At 39.1% G+C, this 16,826-nt stretch carries 23 protein-coding genes; 17 read left to right on the top strand and 6 right to left on the bottom strand.

Features of this window, described 5'->3' with window-relative positions; translation table 11 throughout:
* Nucleotides 1–604, top strand: a 604-nt coding sequence (locus QZZ35_RS04380; RefSeq protein ID WP_291236308.1) for an SseB family protein, incomplete at its 5' end; no start/stop codon positions are given.
* Nucleotides 588–1,256: an SIMPL domain-containing protein gene (locus QZZ35_RS04375; RefSeq protein ID WP_026648895.1), complete on the top strand. Its 669-nt coding sequence runs from the start codon at nucleotides 588–590 to the stop codon at nucleotides 1,254–1,256. The genes QZZ35_RS04380 and QZZ35_RS04375, both read left to right, overlap by 17 nt.
* A 66-nt stretch (nucleotides 1,257–1,322) precedes the next feature.
* On the opposite strand, the gene QZZ35_RS04370 is transcribed toward QZZ35_RS04375, so the two are convergent.
* Nucleotides 1,323–2,681 (bottom strand): relaxase/mobilization nuclease domain-containing protein, encoded by a 1,359-nt coding sequence (locus QZZ35_RS04370; protein ID WP_291236307.1) that lies wholly within the window; start codon nucleotides 2,679–2,681, stop codon nucleotides 1,323–1,325.
* The gene (locus tag QZZ35_RS04365; RefSeq protein WP_026650133.1) at nucleotides 2,648–2,971 is read right to left on the bottom strand and encodes a MobC family plasmid mobilization relaxosome protein; all 324 of its coding nucleotides are present in this window, start codon (nucleotides 2,969–2,971) and stop codon (nucleotides 2,648–2,650) included. Before QZZ35_RS04365 ends, QZZ35_RS04370 begins: the two co-directional genes overlap by 34 nt.
* Before the next feature lie 282 nt (nucleotides 2,972–3,253).
* Between QZZ35_RS04365 and QZZ35_RS04360 the strand changes: the two genes are divergently transcribed.
* Nucleotides 3,254–4,009 carry an 8-oxo-dGTP diphosphatase gene (locus QZZ35_RS04360; protein WP_049946956.1) on the top strand — a complete coding sequence of 252 codons (756 nt, stop codon included), beginning with the start codon at nucleotides 3,254–3,256 and terminating at the stop codon, nucleotides 4,007–4,009.
* A gap of 72 nt (nucleotides 4,010–4,081) precedes the next feature.
* Here the strand turns inward: QZZ35_RS04360 and QZZ35_RS04355 are convergent, their stop codons facing one another.
* The 3 genes from QZZ35_RS04355 to QZZ35_RS04345 all read right to left on the bottom strand — a co-directional run bounded on the left by QZZ35_RS04355 (nucleotide 4,082) and on the right by QZZ35_RS04345 (nucleotide 5,493).
* Nucleotides 4,082–4,375: a hypothetical protein gene (locus tag QZZ35_RS04355; protein WP_026650130.1), complete on the bottom strand. Its 294-nt coding sequence runs from the start codon at nucleotides 4,373–4,375 to the stop codon at nucleotides 4,082–4,084.
* A 33-nt stretch (nucleotides 4,376–4,408) separates the two neighbouring features.
* Nucleotides 4,409–4,963, bottom strand: coding sequence for an ImmA/IrrE family metallo-endopeptidase (locus tag QZZ35_RS04350; RefSeq protein WP_291236306.1), 555 nt, complete (start codon nucleotides 4,961–4,963; stop codon nucleotides 4,409–4,411).
* 77 nt (nucleotides 4,964–5,040) lie between these two features.
* The gene (locus QZZ35_RS04345) at nucleotides 5,041–5,493 is read right to left on the bottom strand and encodes a helix-turn-helix domain-containing protein (RefSeq protein WP_095906919.1); all 453 of its coding nucleotides are present in this window, start codon (nucleotides 5,491–5,493) and stop codon (nucleotides 5,041–5,043) included.
* Between the two features lie 193 nt (nucleotides 5,494–5,686).
* On the opposite strand from QZZ35_RS04345, the gene dinB reads away from it, so the two are divergent.
* From dinB to QZZ35_RS04310, 7 genes are all read left to right on the top strand, one after another.
* Nucleotides 5,687–6,931: a DNA polymerase IV gene (gene dinB, locus QZZ35_RS04340; RefSeq protein WP_044924451.1), complete on the top strand. Its 1,245-nt coding sequence runs from the start codon at nucleotides 5,687–5,689 to the stop codon at nucleotides 6,929–6,931.
* 20 nt (nucleotides 6,932–6,951) lie between these two features.
* Complete coding sequence (locus tag QZZ35_RS04335; RefSeq protein ID WP_026650126.1) at nucleotides 6,952–7,191, top strand: hypothetical protein; 240 nt, start codon at nucleotides 6,952–6,954, stop codon at nucleotides 7,189–7,191.
* Nucleotides 7,192–7,466: 275 nt separating this feature from the next.
* Complete coding sequence (locus QZZ35_RS04330) at nucleotides 7,467–8,012, top strand: hypothetical protein (protein ID WP_026650125.1); 546 nt, start codon at nucleotides 7,467–7,469, stop codon at nucleotides 8,010–8,012.
* 331 nt (nucleotides 8,013–8,343) lie between these two features.
* Nucleotides 8,344–8,904: a sigma factor-like helix-turn-helix DNA-binding protein gene (locus tag QZZ35_RS04325; RefSeq protein ID WP_291236305.1), complete on the top strand. Its 561-nt coding sequence runs from the start codon at nucleotides 8,344–8,346 to the stop codon at nucleotides 8,902–8,904.
* Between the two features lie 105 nt (nucleotides 8,905–9,009).
* Nucleotides 9,010–9,315 carry a thioredoxin gene (trxA, locus tag QZZ35_RS04320; protein ID WP_028086464.1) on the top strand — a complete coding sequence of 102 codons (306 nt, stop codon included), beginning with the start codon at nucleotides 9,010–9,012 and terminating at the stop codon, nucleotides 9,313–9,315.
* 12 nt (nucleotides 9,316–9,327) lie between these two features.
* A complete protein-coding gene (locus QZZ35_RS04315; protein ID WP_028086465.1) occupies nucleotides 9,328–9,648 on the top strand; it encodes a rhodanese-like domain-containing protein in 321 nt (106 codons plus the stop codon).
* A gap of 1 nt (nucleotide 9,649) precedes the next feature.
* Nucleotides 9,650–11,341, top strand: coding sequence for an FAD-dependent oxidoreductase (locus tag QZZ35_RS04310; protein ID WP_073106970.1), 1,692 nt, complete (start codon nucleotides 9,650–9,652; stop codon nucleotides 11,339–11,341).
* 118 nt (nucleotides 11,342–11,459) lie between these two features.
* Here QZZ35_RS04310 and QZZ35_RS04305 read toward each other — a convergent pair whose 3' ends face one another.
* The gene (locus tag QZZ35_RS04305) at nucleotides 11,460–12,143 is read right to left on the bottom strand and encodes a Crp/Fnr family transcriptional regulator (protein WP_044924472.1); all 684 of its coding nucleotides are present in this window, start codon (nucleotides 12,141–12,143) and stop codon (nucleotides 11,460–11,462) included.
* 110 nt (nucleotides 12,144–12,253) lie between these two features.
* Here QZZ35_RS04305 and QZZ35_RS04300 point away from each other — a divergent pair, with 110 nt between their 5' ends.
* The 7 genes from QZZ35_RS04300 to QZZ35_RS04270 form a co-directional block, all read left to right on the top strand.
* Nucleotides 12,254–13,174 (top strand): hypothetical protein, encoded by a 921-nt coding sequence (locus QZZ35_RS04300; protein WP_028086467.1) that lies wholly within the window; start codon nucleotides 12,254–12,256, stop codon nucleotides 13,172–13,174.
* 91 nt (nucleotides 13,175–13,265) lie between these two features.
* Nucleotides 13,266–13,592 (top strand): hypothetical protein, encoded by a 327-nt coding sequence (locus QZZ35_RS04295; RefSeq protein ID WP_222891074.1) that lies wholly within the window; start codon nucleotides 13,266–13,268, stop codon nucleotides 13,590–13,592.
* Between the two features lie 119 nt (nucleotides 13,593–13,711).
* Complete coding sequence (locus QZZ35_RS04290; protein ID WP_222891075.1) at nucleotides 13,712–13,912, top strand: 4Fe-4S binding protein; 201 nt, start codon at nucleotides 13,712–13,714, stop codon at nucleotides 13,910–13,912.
* Entirely contained in the window at nucleotides 13,909–14,493 is a 585-nt protein-coding gene (locus QZZ35_RS04285) for a 4Fe-4S binding protein (RefSeq protein WP_114001564.1), read from the top strand. Before QZZ35_RS04290 ends, QZZ35_RS04285 begins: the two co-directional genes overlap by 4 nt.
* Before the next feature lie 98 nt (nucleotides 14,494–14,591).
* Nucleotides 14,592–15,365 carry a NifB/NifX family molybdenum-iron cluster-binding protein gene (locus tag QZZ35_RS04280; protein ID WP_073106964.1) on the top strand — a complete coding sequence of 258 codons (774 nt, stop codon included), beginning with the start codon at nucleotides 14,592–14,594 and terminating at the stop codon, nucleotides 15,363–15,365.
* Nucleotides 15,366–15,554: 189 nt separating this feature from the next.
* Entirely contained in the window at nucleotides 15,555–15,941 is a 387-nt protein-coding gene (locus QZZ35_RS04275) for a helix-turn-helix domain-containing protein (RefSeq protein WP_044924454.1), read from the top strand.
* Nucleotides 15,942–16,080: 139 nt separating this feature from the next.
* Nucleotides 16,081–16,826: AlbA family DNA-binding domain-containing protein (locus QZZ35_RS04270; RefSeq protein ID WP_291236304.1), on the top strand; the 746-nt coding region annotated here is incomplete at its 3' end.

Here is a 16,826-nt window from a genome sequence, read left to right as displayed (position 1 = left end):
TGCAGAGTGTAAAAGCCGGATTGATAAGGGACTGATGACGGATGTTCTTGATGAATTTGATCATGTACTTGGCAGGAGCGTGGATACTTATTCAGATGAAGTGGATGAGACACAGGCAAATCAGATGATTGAGGCAGCAATCGACCAGTATTATATTCAGCAGGATAAAAATGGAATGCTGTTATTTATGGAAGTTATGGTAACAAGAATGCAGCAGGCAGGAGAAGTTATTGTTCCATATATCACGGAAAATCCTTTTATGTCGGAAGAACAGATAAGTAAAGTAAAGGCTGGTGACACGATTTCGCTTGACCATGATGTAAGACTTAAAATAGAGACTGTAAAAGATTCTGATGAAAAAGAATGGATTGGAGTATTTACATCTTCTGAAGAGATGCATAAGGGTTCTGCTGGAAATGTGCAGATGAATCAGTCTATTGAATCAATACTTCGTCTGGCACTTAATTGGGAACAGGTGAATGGAATTGTGATTAATCCGTTTGGTAAGTATATTCAGATGACAAAGAAGATGATAGAGCTTTTAATCAATGGGTATGAATATAATGAGAATGAAAGGAAGAGCAAAGATGATGAGAACAATTAAAGTTACAGGAAAAGGGAAAATAGCAGTAAAGCCGGATAAAATCCGGTTATATGTCAACAAGGAAGAACTTTGCAAAGAATATGAAGATACTCTCCGAAGGTCAACAGAAGATACAGAGCTTCTCAAGGATTTGTTTGAGAAACTTGGTTTTCAGAGAAAAGACCTTAAAACAGTATATTTTAATGTCGATACAGAATATGAAAGCTATCAGGACAGAGATAAGAGCTGGAAGCGAAGATTTAAAGGTTATAAGTATAATCACCATATGAAAATAGAGTTTGCAGCTGATAATAAAAGATTAGGGCAAGTCCTTTACGCTTTGGCTCATAGCTCATTAAGGCCAGAGTTTTCTATTGAGTATACAGTGGCAGATGTAGAAAAATGTAAAAATGAGCTGTTACATAAAGCAATCGAGGATTCCATTCAAAAGGCACAGGTGCTTACAACAGCAGCAAATGTGAAATTGGGTGAAATACAGGCAATTGATTATTCTTGGGGAGAGATAGATTTTGTAACAAAGCCATTGAATGAAATGAGATTAATGGAGTGTACGGAATGTGAAATGAGTGCACCGGGAGCATATGATATAGATATTGAGGCAGACGATATTAATGTTACTGATACGGCAACTGTAATATGGGAAATTGCATAAAGAGGAAGATATAAATAGATTAGACGAAAAGCAAGAGGCACCGTTAAAGTAGGTACCTCCTTCTTTTTAGAGAGTTAGCTCTTTTTCTGATATGGGAATTTGCATCTCCGGAGCATTAAGTAGTGCTGTGAAATTCTGTCTAATGATATTCAGTGTCTTCTGCTTTTTCTGCAATTCTTGTTTTTCCCGGACAGTAGCAGCTTGTTCAGATTCAAGATTTTCTATCCTATTCTGGATTTTATTAGAGCTTGGGATTTTGGTAACACCGAGATCCTGAAGCTCTTTTTTTAGTGAATCGTGCAGTTGGTATTCTGCTTGATGTTTGGTTCGGTATGCTTTTGGATTTTTAGCAGATTTGCAATCTTCAATCACTTTTCGGCAGAGACGGTAAGAATCACAGTGTTTTTGAATGATTTTCTGTGTGCTCAGCTCACTGTTGATTTGCGTTATTCTTTGATCAGCCGCTTTAACAGAAGCATCAACATCAGAAACATGCTGTTGGAAATCTTCATAATTCAGCAGGTTATTTTCGGAAAGATAGTTGAAGGTGCGTGCCGCTTCTTTCAGGTTATTTAGTTTTGCCCATCGTTCAAATCCTTCTCGATTGCCGGTCGTAACATAAGTGGAGATATTGATATACAGGCGAGCTTCTCTGGACAGATGCCTTGGAGCTTTTATTTTGTTACGGTTTTTTGCCAAACGGATGCGGACATTTTCTTCTGAATAATAGCTTCCAAGAGATTTCATATAAGTGAAGTTTTTCTGTTCCGGTGCACGGAAGGACAGGTGTTTTCCCTGTCGGACTTCATATCCGGCTAACTGCATTTTTTGTAAAAATTCCTCATAGTTGATGGAAGTCCAGATTGCTTTATCAACTGCAACACGTAGCTTGGCTTTCCAGCTGGTGCCACGATGATATTCCATGTTCTCCTTATAACTTTTGCCTTTTTCTCCGGTTGGCATACTGGTGGCAAGTCCATTTTCATGGCAGATACGATTACTGATCCGGCAGATTTTATGGTAGCTCCGCTTATTGGAAACATACTTGTGATGATCAACAAAACTTGCTGCATTAAAGATGATGTGGTTATGGATATGATTTTTATCAACATGGGTGCTTATCACATATTCATATTTTCCTTTCAGTACTTCGTTTGCAAATTGTTGCCCTAAGCGATGGGCAGTTTCGGCATCAACTTCTCCAGGTTTAAATGACTGGATCAGATGAAATGCCAGGTTATCACCTTTGTCCATTCCATTCTTTTTTGCCATTTCTCTTGTCATAGAAAATTCAAGATCTGCAGTTTCCGGGGAACAGCCAAAACTGGAAACTAACAGTTTTTCATCTGTTTTATCTGGATTCGTGATGTAGTCCAGAGCTTTCTTGTCTGTTACTTTAATTGGGAAGATCTTAAGATACGCCATAATTCTTTCACCATCTCTTTTAATTCTTGCTTTTCTTCCGGATACAGATCACCGGTGCTGTTTACTTTTTTGGCAATCTGATTAATATTCACACCGATCTTATGCATTTCCTCATACTGTTTCTTCAGTGGAGTGGTATCGGTGTTGACGATGTAACCGTCGATTGCCATTTTACGAAGATAAGCTCCCATATTTTTTGTCTTTGATTCAATCATCTTTCTACGAATAAGCTTTTTTTCTTCTGGGGAAACACAAAACAAAATCTGTATATTTCTTTTTCTCTTTGCCATAGGCAGATTCTCCTTTCTTTGGTTCTTCGAAGTAGTGACTTCTGTGTTTTTAATTTAGGGCAGGGTTCCCTAAATTGCTGGTTTTCCGGAAGTGTATATACACTTCCTGTCCTTGCTATTTACCGGTGGCACAGCCGCCGGAAGAGAGTCTTAAAAAAGAACCCTCTATAAATAAGGTACTGAGAGAAGAAAAAGAGGACATCGAAGCTCAGAAGTATGACGCAAGCATGATTCTGTGGTATAGTAAAATCTGAATGAAAAAGAAGAAAAGAGGTCAAACCGATGTCACGGAAAAACCATAAGATGATAGATGGGAGATTACTGCAAACGAATAAGAAGTATTCCCAGTTAAAAATGAAGCAGAAAGAAAAGATTGCGGAATGGATGTTTCAGGCAACCAGAGATTATTATATGAAAAAATGTACTTTTCCGAGTGACAAACATCTGGAAGAAGTGGTGGATTCTGTTTATGAAAAAATTGAAGATGCAGAAATCTGGATTCCGTATGGAGAGGTCTTCAAGCATTATAAATCCAAACGATCGGATATCAACAAACGTGTCAGAAAATCTCTGAATGAAAAAGAAGAGAGTCAGATTGAGAAGGTCTGTTTTATGAATATGTGTATGATTCAGGATCATAAAGGGAATGTACTGGCTCTGGATAAAGTAAATGATAGCTATACCGGTACAACTTTTCCAGGCGGTCACGTAGAAGCAAATGAGATTTTTCAGAAATCTATGATTCGGGAAGTCTGGGAAGAAACAGGACTTACGGTTGAAGCACCGAAGCTTGGAGGATTATATCATTGGCATAAGAGCGGAGTGCACTATGTTATTACCTTGTATAAAGCGGATAAGTTTACCGGAGAATTAAAGAGTTCTGAGGAAGGAAGAGTTTATTGGATTCCGCTGGAAGAGTTAAAAACAAAAGAACTTGCTACAGGTATGGAACACGTTTTGCGGATTCTGGAATCAGAGAAGGTGGACGAGTGCTATATGCATCTGGAAGCAGATGGATATGTGGGAGACTTGTATTAAAGAATTACATGAGAAATGGCTGCCTGCTCATTGGAGAAAAGACAGCCATTCTTTATAAGATACATCATTCATCTATTCTGTTTTTTGCGGTTCGTTTTTGGAAGTGAAATTAATATATTTGGCACGTTGTAAAATTGAAATAACTGCATCAATGCTTTCAGGATTGGAGAAGCTCATGATAAAAGGTTCTTCTTTAAATTCCATGGGTTCGAACCCAGGATTCTGATCTGGATTCTTGAGTATATGGATGGGACGTGCACTCTGATTATAAAATGCCAGTTGTGCGGAATCTGTAGTGTTACCGATGACACCAATGCCTACATCCCCTTTTCCAAAGTCTATTCTATGTTTATTTAAGTTGATCATTTTCAAAAATCTCCTTTTTCAAAAATAGCATATTTAGTAATTTTCTATTATTCCCGAAGTAGGGATATCTTTTAAAAAGTCACTGTTGGAAGTAATCGGAGAATCTACAATCTGAACGCCGCTTCGTTTCATCATTCGGAATTTGAAATCAAGAAGTTCCGGTGGAACTTTCAGTTCTGCGGCAGCCTGGAAAAAGGACATATCAGCGTTAAGCATCTCCAGGACATCTTCATCTTCCAGAAGATAATCAGCGGCAAAGCAATTCGCTTCATATTCACATTGTGATACTCCATCGAATAATTCAAAATCATGAAAACACTTGATCTGAAGGGTTTTCTGATGAAGGAGTGCGTGACCGATCTCGTGGATCAGGATAATCTGCTGTATGATTTCCGGTAGGTCGCAGTTAATGACGATGCAGGTCTTTCGACATTCCCGCATACAGAAGCCTTTGCAACAGTTTGGATCAGTTCCAAGCGGAAGCTTCTTAACAATAATATGCATAGCGGCTGCAAGGCGGTACGGATCACTTTCCTGATATTTTGTTTTTACTTTATTAACAGTGTCTCTTATACATTTTGAACTCATAAAAACACCTCGATATTTCATAAGATAGTTTGCTACAAGTATAGAGTAGCAAAAGTGCTGTACGAAAATACGGACACCTATGAATCACTTTCCGTTTCAGTGTTTTTCTTTTTCCGTCCAAATGTCTTTTTAGCTTCCATCTTACAGGAAAGATATGCTTTGGTTACAGCTTGATAGAAAGCATCTTTTGCTTCTTCGTCAAGTTCGCCACCAGCGAAAAGAGCACGGTTGGCTTCGAGAATCTCATTGATGTCCTTGGCTCCTTTTTCACCAAGCTGTCCATTGACTTCATCAATATAATCCATTTTTTCAATTCCATAAGAAGGATCTGTAATCTCGTCATGTTTTAAATAATCATAAGAGACATTTAATGCATGAGCGAGCTTTCTCATAGTAGAGATTCGTGCGATGGTGCCGGAACTTTCATAAGCTGCGATTGCACGCTGTGATACGCCGACCAGTTCTGCAAGTTCTTTCTGCGTCAGATGATTCTGTTCTCGTTGAAATTTAATCTTGTCTGAAAAATTCATAGTGGGATCCTTTCCAAGTTTTTGAAATCGTAACTTCATCAACTTTATAAAAACTATTGACAGAGTTCATTATCACGTATAAAATACAAACAAATGTTCGTGAAGTTAGTAGAAATTATAATTCAAAAACTTCACAAAGTCAATATGAAGCAAAGAAGTTTTATTACGATTTTTAGACTGGTAGGTGAATGTTATGAGCAGGACAATTCTTCATTCAGATATGAATTGCTTTTACGCAAGTGTTGAGATGCTGCATCATCCAGAACTTGCCGGGAAGCCGATGGCAGTCGGTGGTGATCCGGAAGCAAGACATGGAATTGTGCTGACTGCAAACTATATTGCGAAGCGAGCCGGAGTAAAAACAGGCATGGCATTGTGGCAGGCAAGACAGGTTTGCCCAGAAATAATCTTTGTACCGCCTCGCATGGATCTTTATTTGAGGTTTTCCAGAATGGCACAGGAGATTTACAGTGAATACACAGATCAGAGAGAACCATTTGGGATTGATGAAAGCTGGCTGGATGTGACCGCCAGTACTTCTATCAAGGGAGACGGAATGAAGATTGCAAAAGAGATCAGCAGTCGGATTAAATATGAACTAGGTGTTACCGTAAGTATTGGTGTTTCCTGGAATAAGATATTTGCAAAGCTCGGTTCTGATTATAAAAAGCCGGATGCCATTACAGAGTTTTCCAAAGACAATTACAAGGATATTGCATGGAAACTTCCAGTAGGAGATTTACTCATGGTTGGAAGAAGCACTGAACGGACGATGAAGAAACTTGGCATTTGTACGATTGGAGATCTGGCAGGGGCAGAACCTTCTATATTAGAAACATATCTTGGAAAGATGGGATTGGTACTTCATACCTTTGCAAATGGATGGGATGAAACTCCAGTTTTGGTAGAAGGATATAAAGTACCGATCAAGTCTATCGGGAACAGTACAACAACGCCAAGAGATCTTGTTAGTGAATTGGACGTGAAGATTATTTTGATGGCTCTTTCAGAAAGTGTAGGAGCCAGGCTTCGTGAAAATGGTTTTCAATGCAGGACAGTAGAAATCTCGATTCGGGATAATGGATTGTATCATTTCACGAGACAGTGCAAGTTGGACAGGGCAAGTAATCTTACAGAAGAAATTGCCAGAACTGCATTTGAGTTATTTCAGAAAAATTATAACTGGGAACATCCGATTCGTAGTCTTGGTGTTCGAGGATGTGATCTGGTATCAGAAGAGATGCCTTATCAGCTTGATTTATTTATGGATGAAACAAAAAGAGAAAAAATCAAAAAGATGGACCAGGTGGTAGATGAGATCCGTGGAAGGTTTGGCTATCAGAGTATTCAGAGAGCATTTATGTATCAGGATAAGATACTGGCACAGCTGAATGCTAAGGAACATACGGTTCATCCACAGGCATATTTTCATGGATAGGAGAGAGCAGGTGTTTTGTAATGACAGCTAAAGTGTATGTAGATGTCCTGGCAGTATTCAGCCGGGAAGGAGAATTGATCCCTACAGCGTTTGTCTGGGAAGATGGACGTAAGTATGCGATTGATAAGGTTTCAAAACCGGAGCGTTGTGCCAGCCGAAAAGCTGGCGGAACCGGATATCGTTATACCTGTCAGGTGGGTGGAAAAATCTGTCATCTGACTTATGAAGAAAATTATAAATGGTTTATGGAACGTAAATAACGGCGTCCTAAAAGGGAGCCCTGAATCAGGGCCCCCTTTGGAGAGATAGATATTCGATGAGAACATCAGCAGTCGGGGATACATCCTTTCCCGTGAGAACCGATTGCTTTCAATAGATCATACAGTTGCCGATCAGCCAGAAATAGAAGCTATCCCACAGCGGATATTTCTGCGGAATCTGCATGAAGAGATGTTAGGACAGTGACAGACTGTGAATGGAACAAACAATACAATGATTGGTCTGGCTGCGGAAGCGGTCGGGAAGGAGGACAATTATGCAGAGAATACAGGATATGTTTATCAATATGGAAGAAGTGGCAGAGGATGCTTATAAGAATACGGAATTATTGCTGAGTCAGTATACCAAGGTAATGTTCCGTATTGAGAAGAATCTTGTGGATATAGATTATGAAATGTATGCAGAAGAAGGGAAGCATCTGAAGGAAATGTTATATGATCTGGTAGATTTCGATGCGACTGCAGAGAAACGCAGAATCCAGGAAAAGCTTCTGAATAATGATATGAATCTCTGTTTGCTGGAAATCATGAGAGATTCCCTGATAGCTTTGAGGGATTATCCGAAGAATGGACAGCTGTATTATCGGCTTTTGAAATATAGATATTTTGAAGCAGGAAATACCAATGAAGATGTGATGCTGATGCTGGATGATATGCCAAGCACTACTTATTATCGAAACCGTAAGAAAGCAATCCGTTTGTATGCAACAATGCTCTGGGCATTTACACGTCCGGAAAAGATACAGAATAAGATGGAGGAAATAAACTGGAAGAAAAGTGGAAGTAAAGTGGCAGTGAACTGACAGTAAACTGGCATGTGAATGGTATTACAATGAAAATACGTGCATGTTAGAATTGATATGCTGAGAGAAATAGACCTTCGCAGACGTAATGTTTGCGGAGGTTTTTCTTTTCTCAAATTTTAAGGCGTCAGGCTGTGCCCGGAAGGGCATGGCCTTTTTTTATACCCAAAAACAGGTTGCAGATTTGAAAAAGCTTCCTTTTTAACAGGTAGATGCCGGAAAGGAAGAGCATATCAAGATGCAGGGAAGAGGCAGGCATTATGCCAGATATCCATGATTTTCGATTTGTCACAAATCAAATCAACAAAAACGACAAATCGGAGAAACAATCATGGAAGAAAGAAAATACACATTTTACGACAGATATCAGAAGGTGAAATACGCTAATATTACAGCAGAAGAGCTGGAAGTTCTTAATATTTTTTATAATAAGGAACATTATATGTTTGATCAGCAGCATCAGAGAAATAATACAGTATTATTTTGTGGATTAGAATCAGAAAACGGTTGTGCGACAGACTTTATCGCAGATAGTGGACGTGACATTGCATCGGATATTACAACTGAGATCTTCTTTAAAGAACTCTTCAGCGATCTGACAGAGAAAGAAAAGAAAATCGTGAGCGATTATTTTATCATGGGAAAACAGGTTAAGGAAACAGCAGAGGAACTGGGCATCAGCACACGTCAGGTGAGTAGAGACAAGAAAAGTGCTTTGGCAAAAATGTTAAAGAGGATGAAAGCAGCTGGATATGAATCATATGCTGAGGCGGCAGGTGCATTTCTGCAGGAAAGCGATTATATTCCAACACAGATGGAGACACAGAACTCGATTATGAAGAAAAGGACCGGAGAAGTGAGACTGCCATCAGATCATAAGATGAAAAAATAAATTAGTTAAAAATTAATCATGATAATAATGTGATGATATCACAGAAAACAAATGAATTTCAGATTATAATAAAGCCACAAAAGAAAAAACAAGGAGGACTGTAAAATGTCTGCTATTAATATCAATAAAAATAATTTTCAGAATGAAATAATGGATTCCGAGAAAACCGTTCTTTTAGACTTTTGGGCTCCTTGGTGTGCTCCTTGTCGTATGGTGGCTCCTATCATAGAGGAGATAGCAAGTGAACGCCCTGATATCAAAGTTGGAAAGATCAATGTGGATGAGCAGCCAGAACTGGCAAGTAAATTTGGTATTATGAGTATTCCAACTTTGGTGGTTATGAAGAATGGGAAGATTGTAACAAAAGTTTCAGGGGCAAGACCTAAGAAGGCAATCTTAGAGATGCTTTAAGGAGGTGCGTTAATGGGATTTTTTGATTTTTTAAAACAGGCGAATATTAATCAAGGGATAGAGGAATATAAAAAGACTGCTGGTGCAGTTCTGCTGGATGTTCGTACGCCGCAGGAATATCAGGAAGGGCATATACCAGAAAGTAAAAATGTGCCATTGCAACAACTTAACAATGTTGTTTCGGTAGTGAAGAATACAGAAATACCGCTGTTTGTATACTGTTATTCCGGAGCCCGAAGTCGTCAAGCAACTGGGATGTTGCAACGAATGGGATATTCTAAAGTAAATAATATTGGTGGCATTGCTGCTTATTCAGGAAAGGTGGAAAAATAAGATGAAGGTAATAATCGTAGGCGGTGTAGCCGGAGGAGCTACAGCTGCAGCAAGAATACGAAGATTGGATGAACATGCAGAAATTACTGTGTTTGAAAGATCCGGATACATATCCTATGCGAATTGTGGGCTTCCATATTATATCGGAGACGTGATCACAGACCCGGAAGAACTTACACTACAGACACCAGAGAGTTTTTTTAAACGATTCCGTATTAACATGAAAATTCATCATGAAGTTATCTCCATACATCCGGAACGAAAAACGGTTTCAGTGAAAAATTTAGAGAATGGTGAGATATTTGAAGAAAACTATGATAAGCTGATCCTCTCTCCAGGTGCAAAGCCAACACAGCCGAGACTTCCCGGAGTAGGTATGGATAAACTTTTTACACTTCGTACTGTAGAAGACACTTTTCGGATAAAGGAATATATAAATAAGAATCATCCAAAATCGGCTGTATTGGCAGGTGGCGGTTTTATTGGTCTGGAACTGGCAGAAAATTTGAGGGAGCTTGGCATGGATGTTACAATTGTCCAGCGGCCTAAGCAGCTGATGAACCCATTTGACCCGGATATGGCATCCATGATCCATAATGAAATGAGAAAGCATGGGATAAAACTGGTACTGGGCTATACAGTAGAAGGATTTAAAGAAAAGGACAATGGAGTAGAGGTTCTATTAAAAGATAATCCATCCCTTCAGGCTGATATGGTGGTGCTGGCAATCGGAGTTACACCAGACACAGCATTAGCAAAAGAAGCTGGTCTGGAACTTGGCATCAAGGGAAGTATCGTAGTGAATGACAGAATGGAAACTTCTGTACCGGATATTTATGCAGCAGGTGATGCAGTTCAGGTAAAACATTATGTTACGGGTGATGATGCGCTGATCTCTTTGGCCGGACCAGCCAACAAGCAGGGCAGGATCATCGCTGATAATATTTGTGGTGGTGACAGCCGTTACCTGGGCAGTCAGGGAAGCTCCGTTATCAAAGTATTTGATATGACAGCAGCCACTACAGGTATCAATGAAACCAATGCCAAAAAGTCAGGATTAGATGTAGATACAGTAATTCTTTCTCCTATGAGTCATGCCGGTTACTATCCTGGTGGAAAAGTGATGACCATGAAGGTGGTTTTTGAAAAAGAGACTTATCGTTTGCTTGGTGCTCAGATTATTGGATATGAAGGAGTTGATAAACGTATTGATGTGCTGGCAACAGCAATTCATGCAGGGCTGAAGGCAACCCAGCTGAAAGATCTGGATCTTGCATATGCACCGCCGTATTCCTCTGCCAAGGATCCTGTAAATATGGCAGGATTCATGATAGACAATATAGCAAAAGGTACCTTAAAACAATGGCATCTGGAAGATATGGATAAGATTTCTAAAGATAAAAGTGTTGTATTGCTGGATGTGAGAACTGTAGGTGAGTTTAACAGGGGGCATATGGATGGATTCAGAAATATTCCTGTAGATGAACTAAGGGAACGTATCAATGAAATTGAGAAGGGAAAGCCTGTTTACTTGATATGCCAAAGTGGTCTGCGCAGCTACATTGCCAGCCGTATTCTGGAAGGAAACGGTTATGAAACATACAACTTCTCCGGTGGATTCCGCTTCTATGATGCAGTGGTTAATGACCGTGCGCTGATTGAAAGGGCATATGCATGTGGTATGGATTATTAAAAAATAATCACAATAATTTTATAATTTACTTGTAGCGTAAAAAGATCCCCCATTTATTAGAATGACTTTCACAATTCTGATAAATGGAGGATTCTTTAGATGTCATAGAAAAACAGTTTTATGATCTTTGTAGTGTTTCCAGTCTTTTCGAATCAAGGATGGTGATTTTGCCGCGTGAGAGTTTGACGAGACCATCGCCCTGAAAGTATCGAAGCATTCGAGTGATCACTTCCCTGTGGGAACCAAGATGGTTTGCGATAGTTTCGTGAGTGATTTTCAGTTCATTTGTTCCTTCGATAGAGGTCTCTTCTAAAAGAAATGAAGCAACACGCTTATCCAAACTCTTCCACATGATCTGTTCAATCAGCCACATGACATCAGAAAAACGGCTAGCCATTAATTCATTGGTATAGTTTGCGACGGGAGCCGATTCCTTCATGATGTCCTTATAGATTTCAGCAGGGATGATCCAAAGATCAGTATCTTTTTCTGCTTCAATGGTTACTTCAAATTGAATGGACTGCATGATACATGAGGCGGATAAAAGACACATATCCATATCGAACAGGCGGTAAAGTGTAATTTCTCGTCCTTCATCTGAAAGTATGTAAGTTCGAAGCTGCCCGGATTTAACCAGTAATAATCCAGTACAATCCAGGTTTCCGTTGTGAATGATCGTTCCTTTTTTTACATCCCGTGTAATCAAATTGTCTGAAATTACTTTTTTCTGTGCTGTATTTAAGTCATTCCATAGTGGAAAATAATTTTCGAAGCTCATAACAGTTATCTCCTTTACGAACATAGTATACTTACTTTTTTTAGATGCGTCAATTATATAATTGACATATGCCATAAATAAAAATATACTGACTATAGTACATGACTGTTGTGAATATGAGGGAGGGATAAATAATGCAGGGAGATGTCAGTTTTACATTTTTGGACCGAATTGAAGAAGTAGAACTGAATATTGTAGATAGACGATGGCAGTCTGCACTGGCATTGGCATTGACTTTGCCAGATATTTGCGGAGGTATTGCTTTCCCGGAAATTGTTAAACATTATCGAGATGGCCGGGTTATGCTGGATCGGCAAAAGAATCCGACCCGTGATGTGGGAACCCAGTATATTCGCTGGTTTGATGAATATGCAGGGGACTACTTTAAACTATCTCAATCCGATGAAAAGCCATATATTTGCGGAGAACGCTGTTGGCAGCTTCGATGTGAATATCTTCATCAAAATAAAGGATTTTTGAATGATGAAAATAATATACGCTTTCATCTTGGACTAAACTGTGGAATGTCAGTTTGTCAGTTGGAAAGTATGAACATACAGGAGAACGGAAACGATATTCGTATAGACATAGAACAGTTTTGTCTGAGGATGTGCAAGGCAGCAAAGAGTTATTATGATAAAGTTCATTTGGAAAAAGACTTTAGTCTCTATAATACACCAGTTTTGGATTTTATTCAGGTAACACAAAAAAAGAAAGCTGCTTCTATTATTGCACTGGTCTGTGGCAGTGAACGTTATGCAAAAGGATTAAAAGAAACATTGCAATTTATTTCAGATCAGATCATGCTGTTTTACACACCGGAAAGTGCTAAAACAAGATTAGGCAGACATAAGCCGGATCTTTGGATTGTTACCGAAGATATGACGAGCCAACCGAATCAGCCATGGCGTGCGGACAGGACAACACCTGTAATTTTAATCACAGGCAATCCTGATGCTGTTGAAATTAAAAAGAATTCAGGAAAACTAACTGTTCTTTCTATGCCATTATCAATAGTTGATTTGCGGAAAACCGTCGAAATATATGTGTCGTGAGGAGAAGTTTATGCTGTACATAATACTATTATTTGTATTTGTAGTTGTAGTTGTATATTTGATGATGCTTATGCGGAGACAGAAAGAAAAGATGAGCGAAATTAAAATACAAATAGATCAACTGCAAGCACAACATGATCGATTGCAGAAAGAAAGGGATCAGTTACAAGAACGGATGAATCATCTGGAAGAGCAACGAGAACACTTGCAAATGCAAACAGACCAGGCATTTCGGAGTGCTGATGAAATCGAGAAAATTTACGATGAGATATGGAATCATGCTAATACCATTCACCTTTACTCTTCGTTAGCTGAAGAAGAAAGCAAATCTATAACAATGAAAGAAAAACAAAAAGAAATTATTCGAACAACTGAGGAAATTCTAAACATCATATATAAATATAAAGGTAATGTATAATAAAAATATGTCATTGTAATGATTAGCGTTCAAGGTAAATTCTTATGTAATAATATCACAGAAGGATTTACCTTTTTCAGGTACAATAGAGATACAAAATTTGAAAGGGGAACAAAGCATTGGCAAAAAGAATGGCAAGTGTCGATAAAAAAAGATGTGTTGCCTGCGGAGTATGTGAAAATACTTGTCCGCTGGCAGCTGTCAAAGTTTACCATGGATGTTATGCTGTGGTAGAAGAAACAGTGTGTGTAGGATGTGGAAAATGTGCAAAGTCCTGTCCGGCAGGTTGTATTGAAATGAAAGAGAGGACAGCGATGTGAAGAAAAAGAAACATTGGTATGATTATTTATGGATATGGGCGATCCTTTATTTTGCTCTCGGTTTTTTTAATATTTTGTTTGCTTGGTTTGGGATGATTGATTTCCTGTTGCCGTTAGGAATAGCGATATTCGGTGGAAATAAATTTTTCTGTAATCATTTGTGTGGACGTGGCCAGCTTTTTAGTAAGCTCGGTGGGGATTTAAAATGCTCAAGAAATAAACCAACCCCGCGATGGATGAGTTCAAAATGGTTCCGATACGGCTTTTTGATATTTTTCCTTACAATGTTTGGGAATATGGTATTTCAGACATATTTAGTTGGTGCCGGATCATCATCCTTGCGTGAAGCCATCAAATTATTCTGGACCTTCCGTGTTCCGTGGGGATGGACATACACTGCCGGAACAGTAGCTGATTGGGTGGCACAGTTTAGTTTTGGATTTTATAGTTTGATGCTTACATCTTTGTTGTTAGGGTTGATCGTAATGGTGTTATATAAGCCACGAACCTGGTGTACATTTTGTCCAATGGGAACAATGACGCAGGGTATCTGTAAATTAAAAAATAATGAAAAGAAGTAATACTATAAGGTGATTCATAAAAGGCATATGTCAAAAACATTATTGACATATGCCTTTTATAGGGCTATTATATAAGAAAAGCGAGAAAGGAGCAGTTTATGCCGAGACCAGTAAAATGCAGAAAAGTCTGTCATTTCCCCAATGTTTTAGAATTTCTTCCGGCAGATGATACTGAGAAAAAAACACCCATTGTTCTAACGGTAGATGAGTACGAGACAATCCGTCTTTTGGACAAGAAAGGTTACAGTCAGGAGCAGTGTGCAGCATCTATGCAAGTCGCAAGAACAACGGTCCAGCGAATTTACGAGATCGCCAGGAAAAAGATCGCAGATGCACTTATCGACGGGCATCCACTCAAAATTGAGGGCGGAGATTTCAGAATCTGTGACGGTCAGAGCGGCAACTGCAGCTTTGGAGGATGTTACAAACAGGAAATTTACAAAAAATATGCAGCAGAAAAAGGAGAAGGTATCATGAGAATAGCAGTAACATATGAAAATGGACAGATTTTCCAGCACTTTGGACACACAGAGACATTTAAGATTTACGATGTAGAGGAAGGAAAAGTAGTACATTCAGAAGTAGTAGATACGAATGGAAGCGGACATGGCGCATTGGCAGGAGTTCTTAATGCATTGAATGCAGATGTTTTGATTTGTGGCGGAATCGGAGGCGGCGCACAGACAGCGTTAGCGGCAGCAGGCATCAAGCTTTTCGGAGGAGTTTCCGGAGATGCGGATGAAGCAGTAGAAGCTTTTATCAATGAAACACTTGAGTATAATCCGGATGTGAAATGTTCTCATCACGAGCACAACCACGGGGAAGGACATACATGTGGCGAGCATGGATGTGGAAGCCACAGTTGTCATTAAGAAGTGAGATTGCCATCGGATCATAAGATGAAAAAATAAAAGGTATTGATCTATAAAGAGGGAAGGGAACCCGCATCATCAAATTTGCTTGTGATGTCGGGTTCTCTTTTTATTTGCATAATGATATACTTTTATTGTGGTTAGAAAAATAAAGCATGTACAAAACTCATAGGAGAAAGATGTATACTTATGACAACATTTGGTGATAAAATTAGGAAGTTGCGAAAAGAGAAAAAAATGACTCAACAAAAGCTGGGTGATATGGTGGGCGTTTCTCATAGAACAATTCGATCTTGGGAAGTTGAAGGACGATATCCGAAGCAGAGTAGTTTATATCAAAAACTGGCAGATGCATTTCAGTGTCAGGTTTCTTATCTTATGAATGATAATGAAACCGTGTGCTTGGGTAATGATGAGCCAAGTGAATATGCTGGTGCTAAACAGGCAAGGCAGATTCTTGAACAGGTAGCTGCTTTATTTGCCAGTGGAACTATGACCAATGAGGACAAAACTATTTTCATGGATGAGATGACGAGACTTTATCTGGCATCAAAAAAGAACAGAAGAAAATGGTAAGAAGAAATGAACTGTTTTGTTTTCTTGCTTGATAGAAAAGAAGAATAGAACGTATAATAGTGTTAATGATCCAGAGAAGATTGCTCTGGAAATAGAATTATTCGTACCAGTGGTGCGAGTATAGAGTAGGAGTGAAAGAATGGTAGAAGATACTATGTTTTCCGGGGAATCGAAAAATATTGAGTACAAGGTATCCTTACCTGATAAAAGTGAAAAGTACATGAAGACAATCGTAGCTTTTGCCAATACACAAGGTGGCAAGCTGATTGTTGGAGTAGATGATAAAACACACCAGATTGTTGGTGTGGAAAATGATGTGTTGTTTCAGCTGATGGATGGAATTGCCAATGCAGTTTCTGATTCCTGTGTGCCACAGATCATTCCTGATATTGAGCCACAGACAGTAGACGGGAAAACGGTCATTGTTGTATCAGTAGAAGCTGGAAAGAACAGACCGTATTATCTAAAATCAAAGGGAAAAGATAATGGCACTTATATCCGTGTAGCAGGTACATCAAGACAGGCATTTCCGGAGAAGATAAAAGAACTGGAAATGGAAGGGGCCAGAATCTCATGGGATGAGCTTACTTGTGTGGGTTATCCTGTTTCAGAGGAAGCAACAGAGAAACTTTGTCAGGATATCGAAAAGTTCCGGAAGAAAGCAGGAATGTCAGAACATTCTGTAAAGAAAGAGCAGCTGATAAACTGGAAAATCTTGAAGCAGAGCGAGGGACAGCTTCTGGCAACGAATGCCTATGCATTGCTGACATCAGATTATTTTTCATTCGCCAAAACACAATGTGCGGTATTCAAGGGAACAGATCGTGCAGTGTTTCTGGATAAGAGAGAATTTACAGGACCAATCTATACACAAATCGAAGAAGC

This window comes from Frisingicoccus sp. (assembly GCA_016298055.1).
Taxonomy (GTDB): domain Bacteria; phylum Bacillota; class Clostridia; order Lachnospirales; family Lachnospiraceae; genus Frisingicoccus.
Note: the sequence above shows the minus strand (reverse complement) of the source record. Positions and strands in the feature narration are given on the sequence as shown.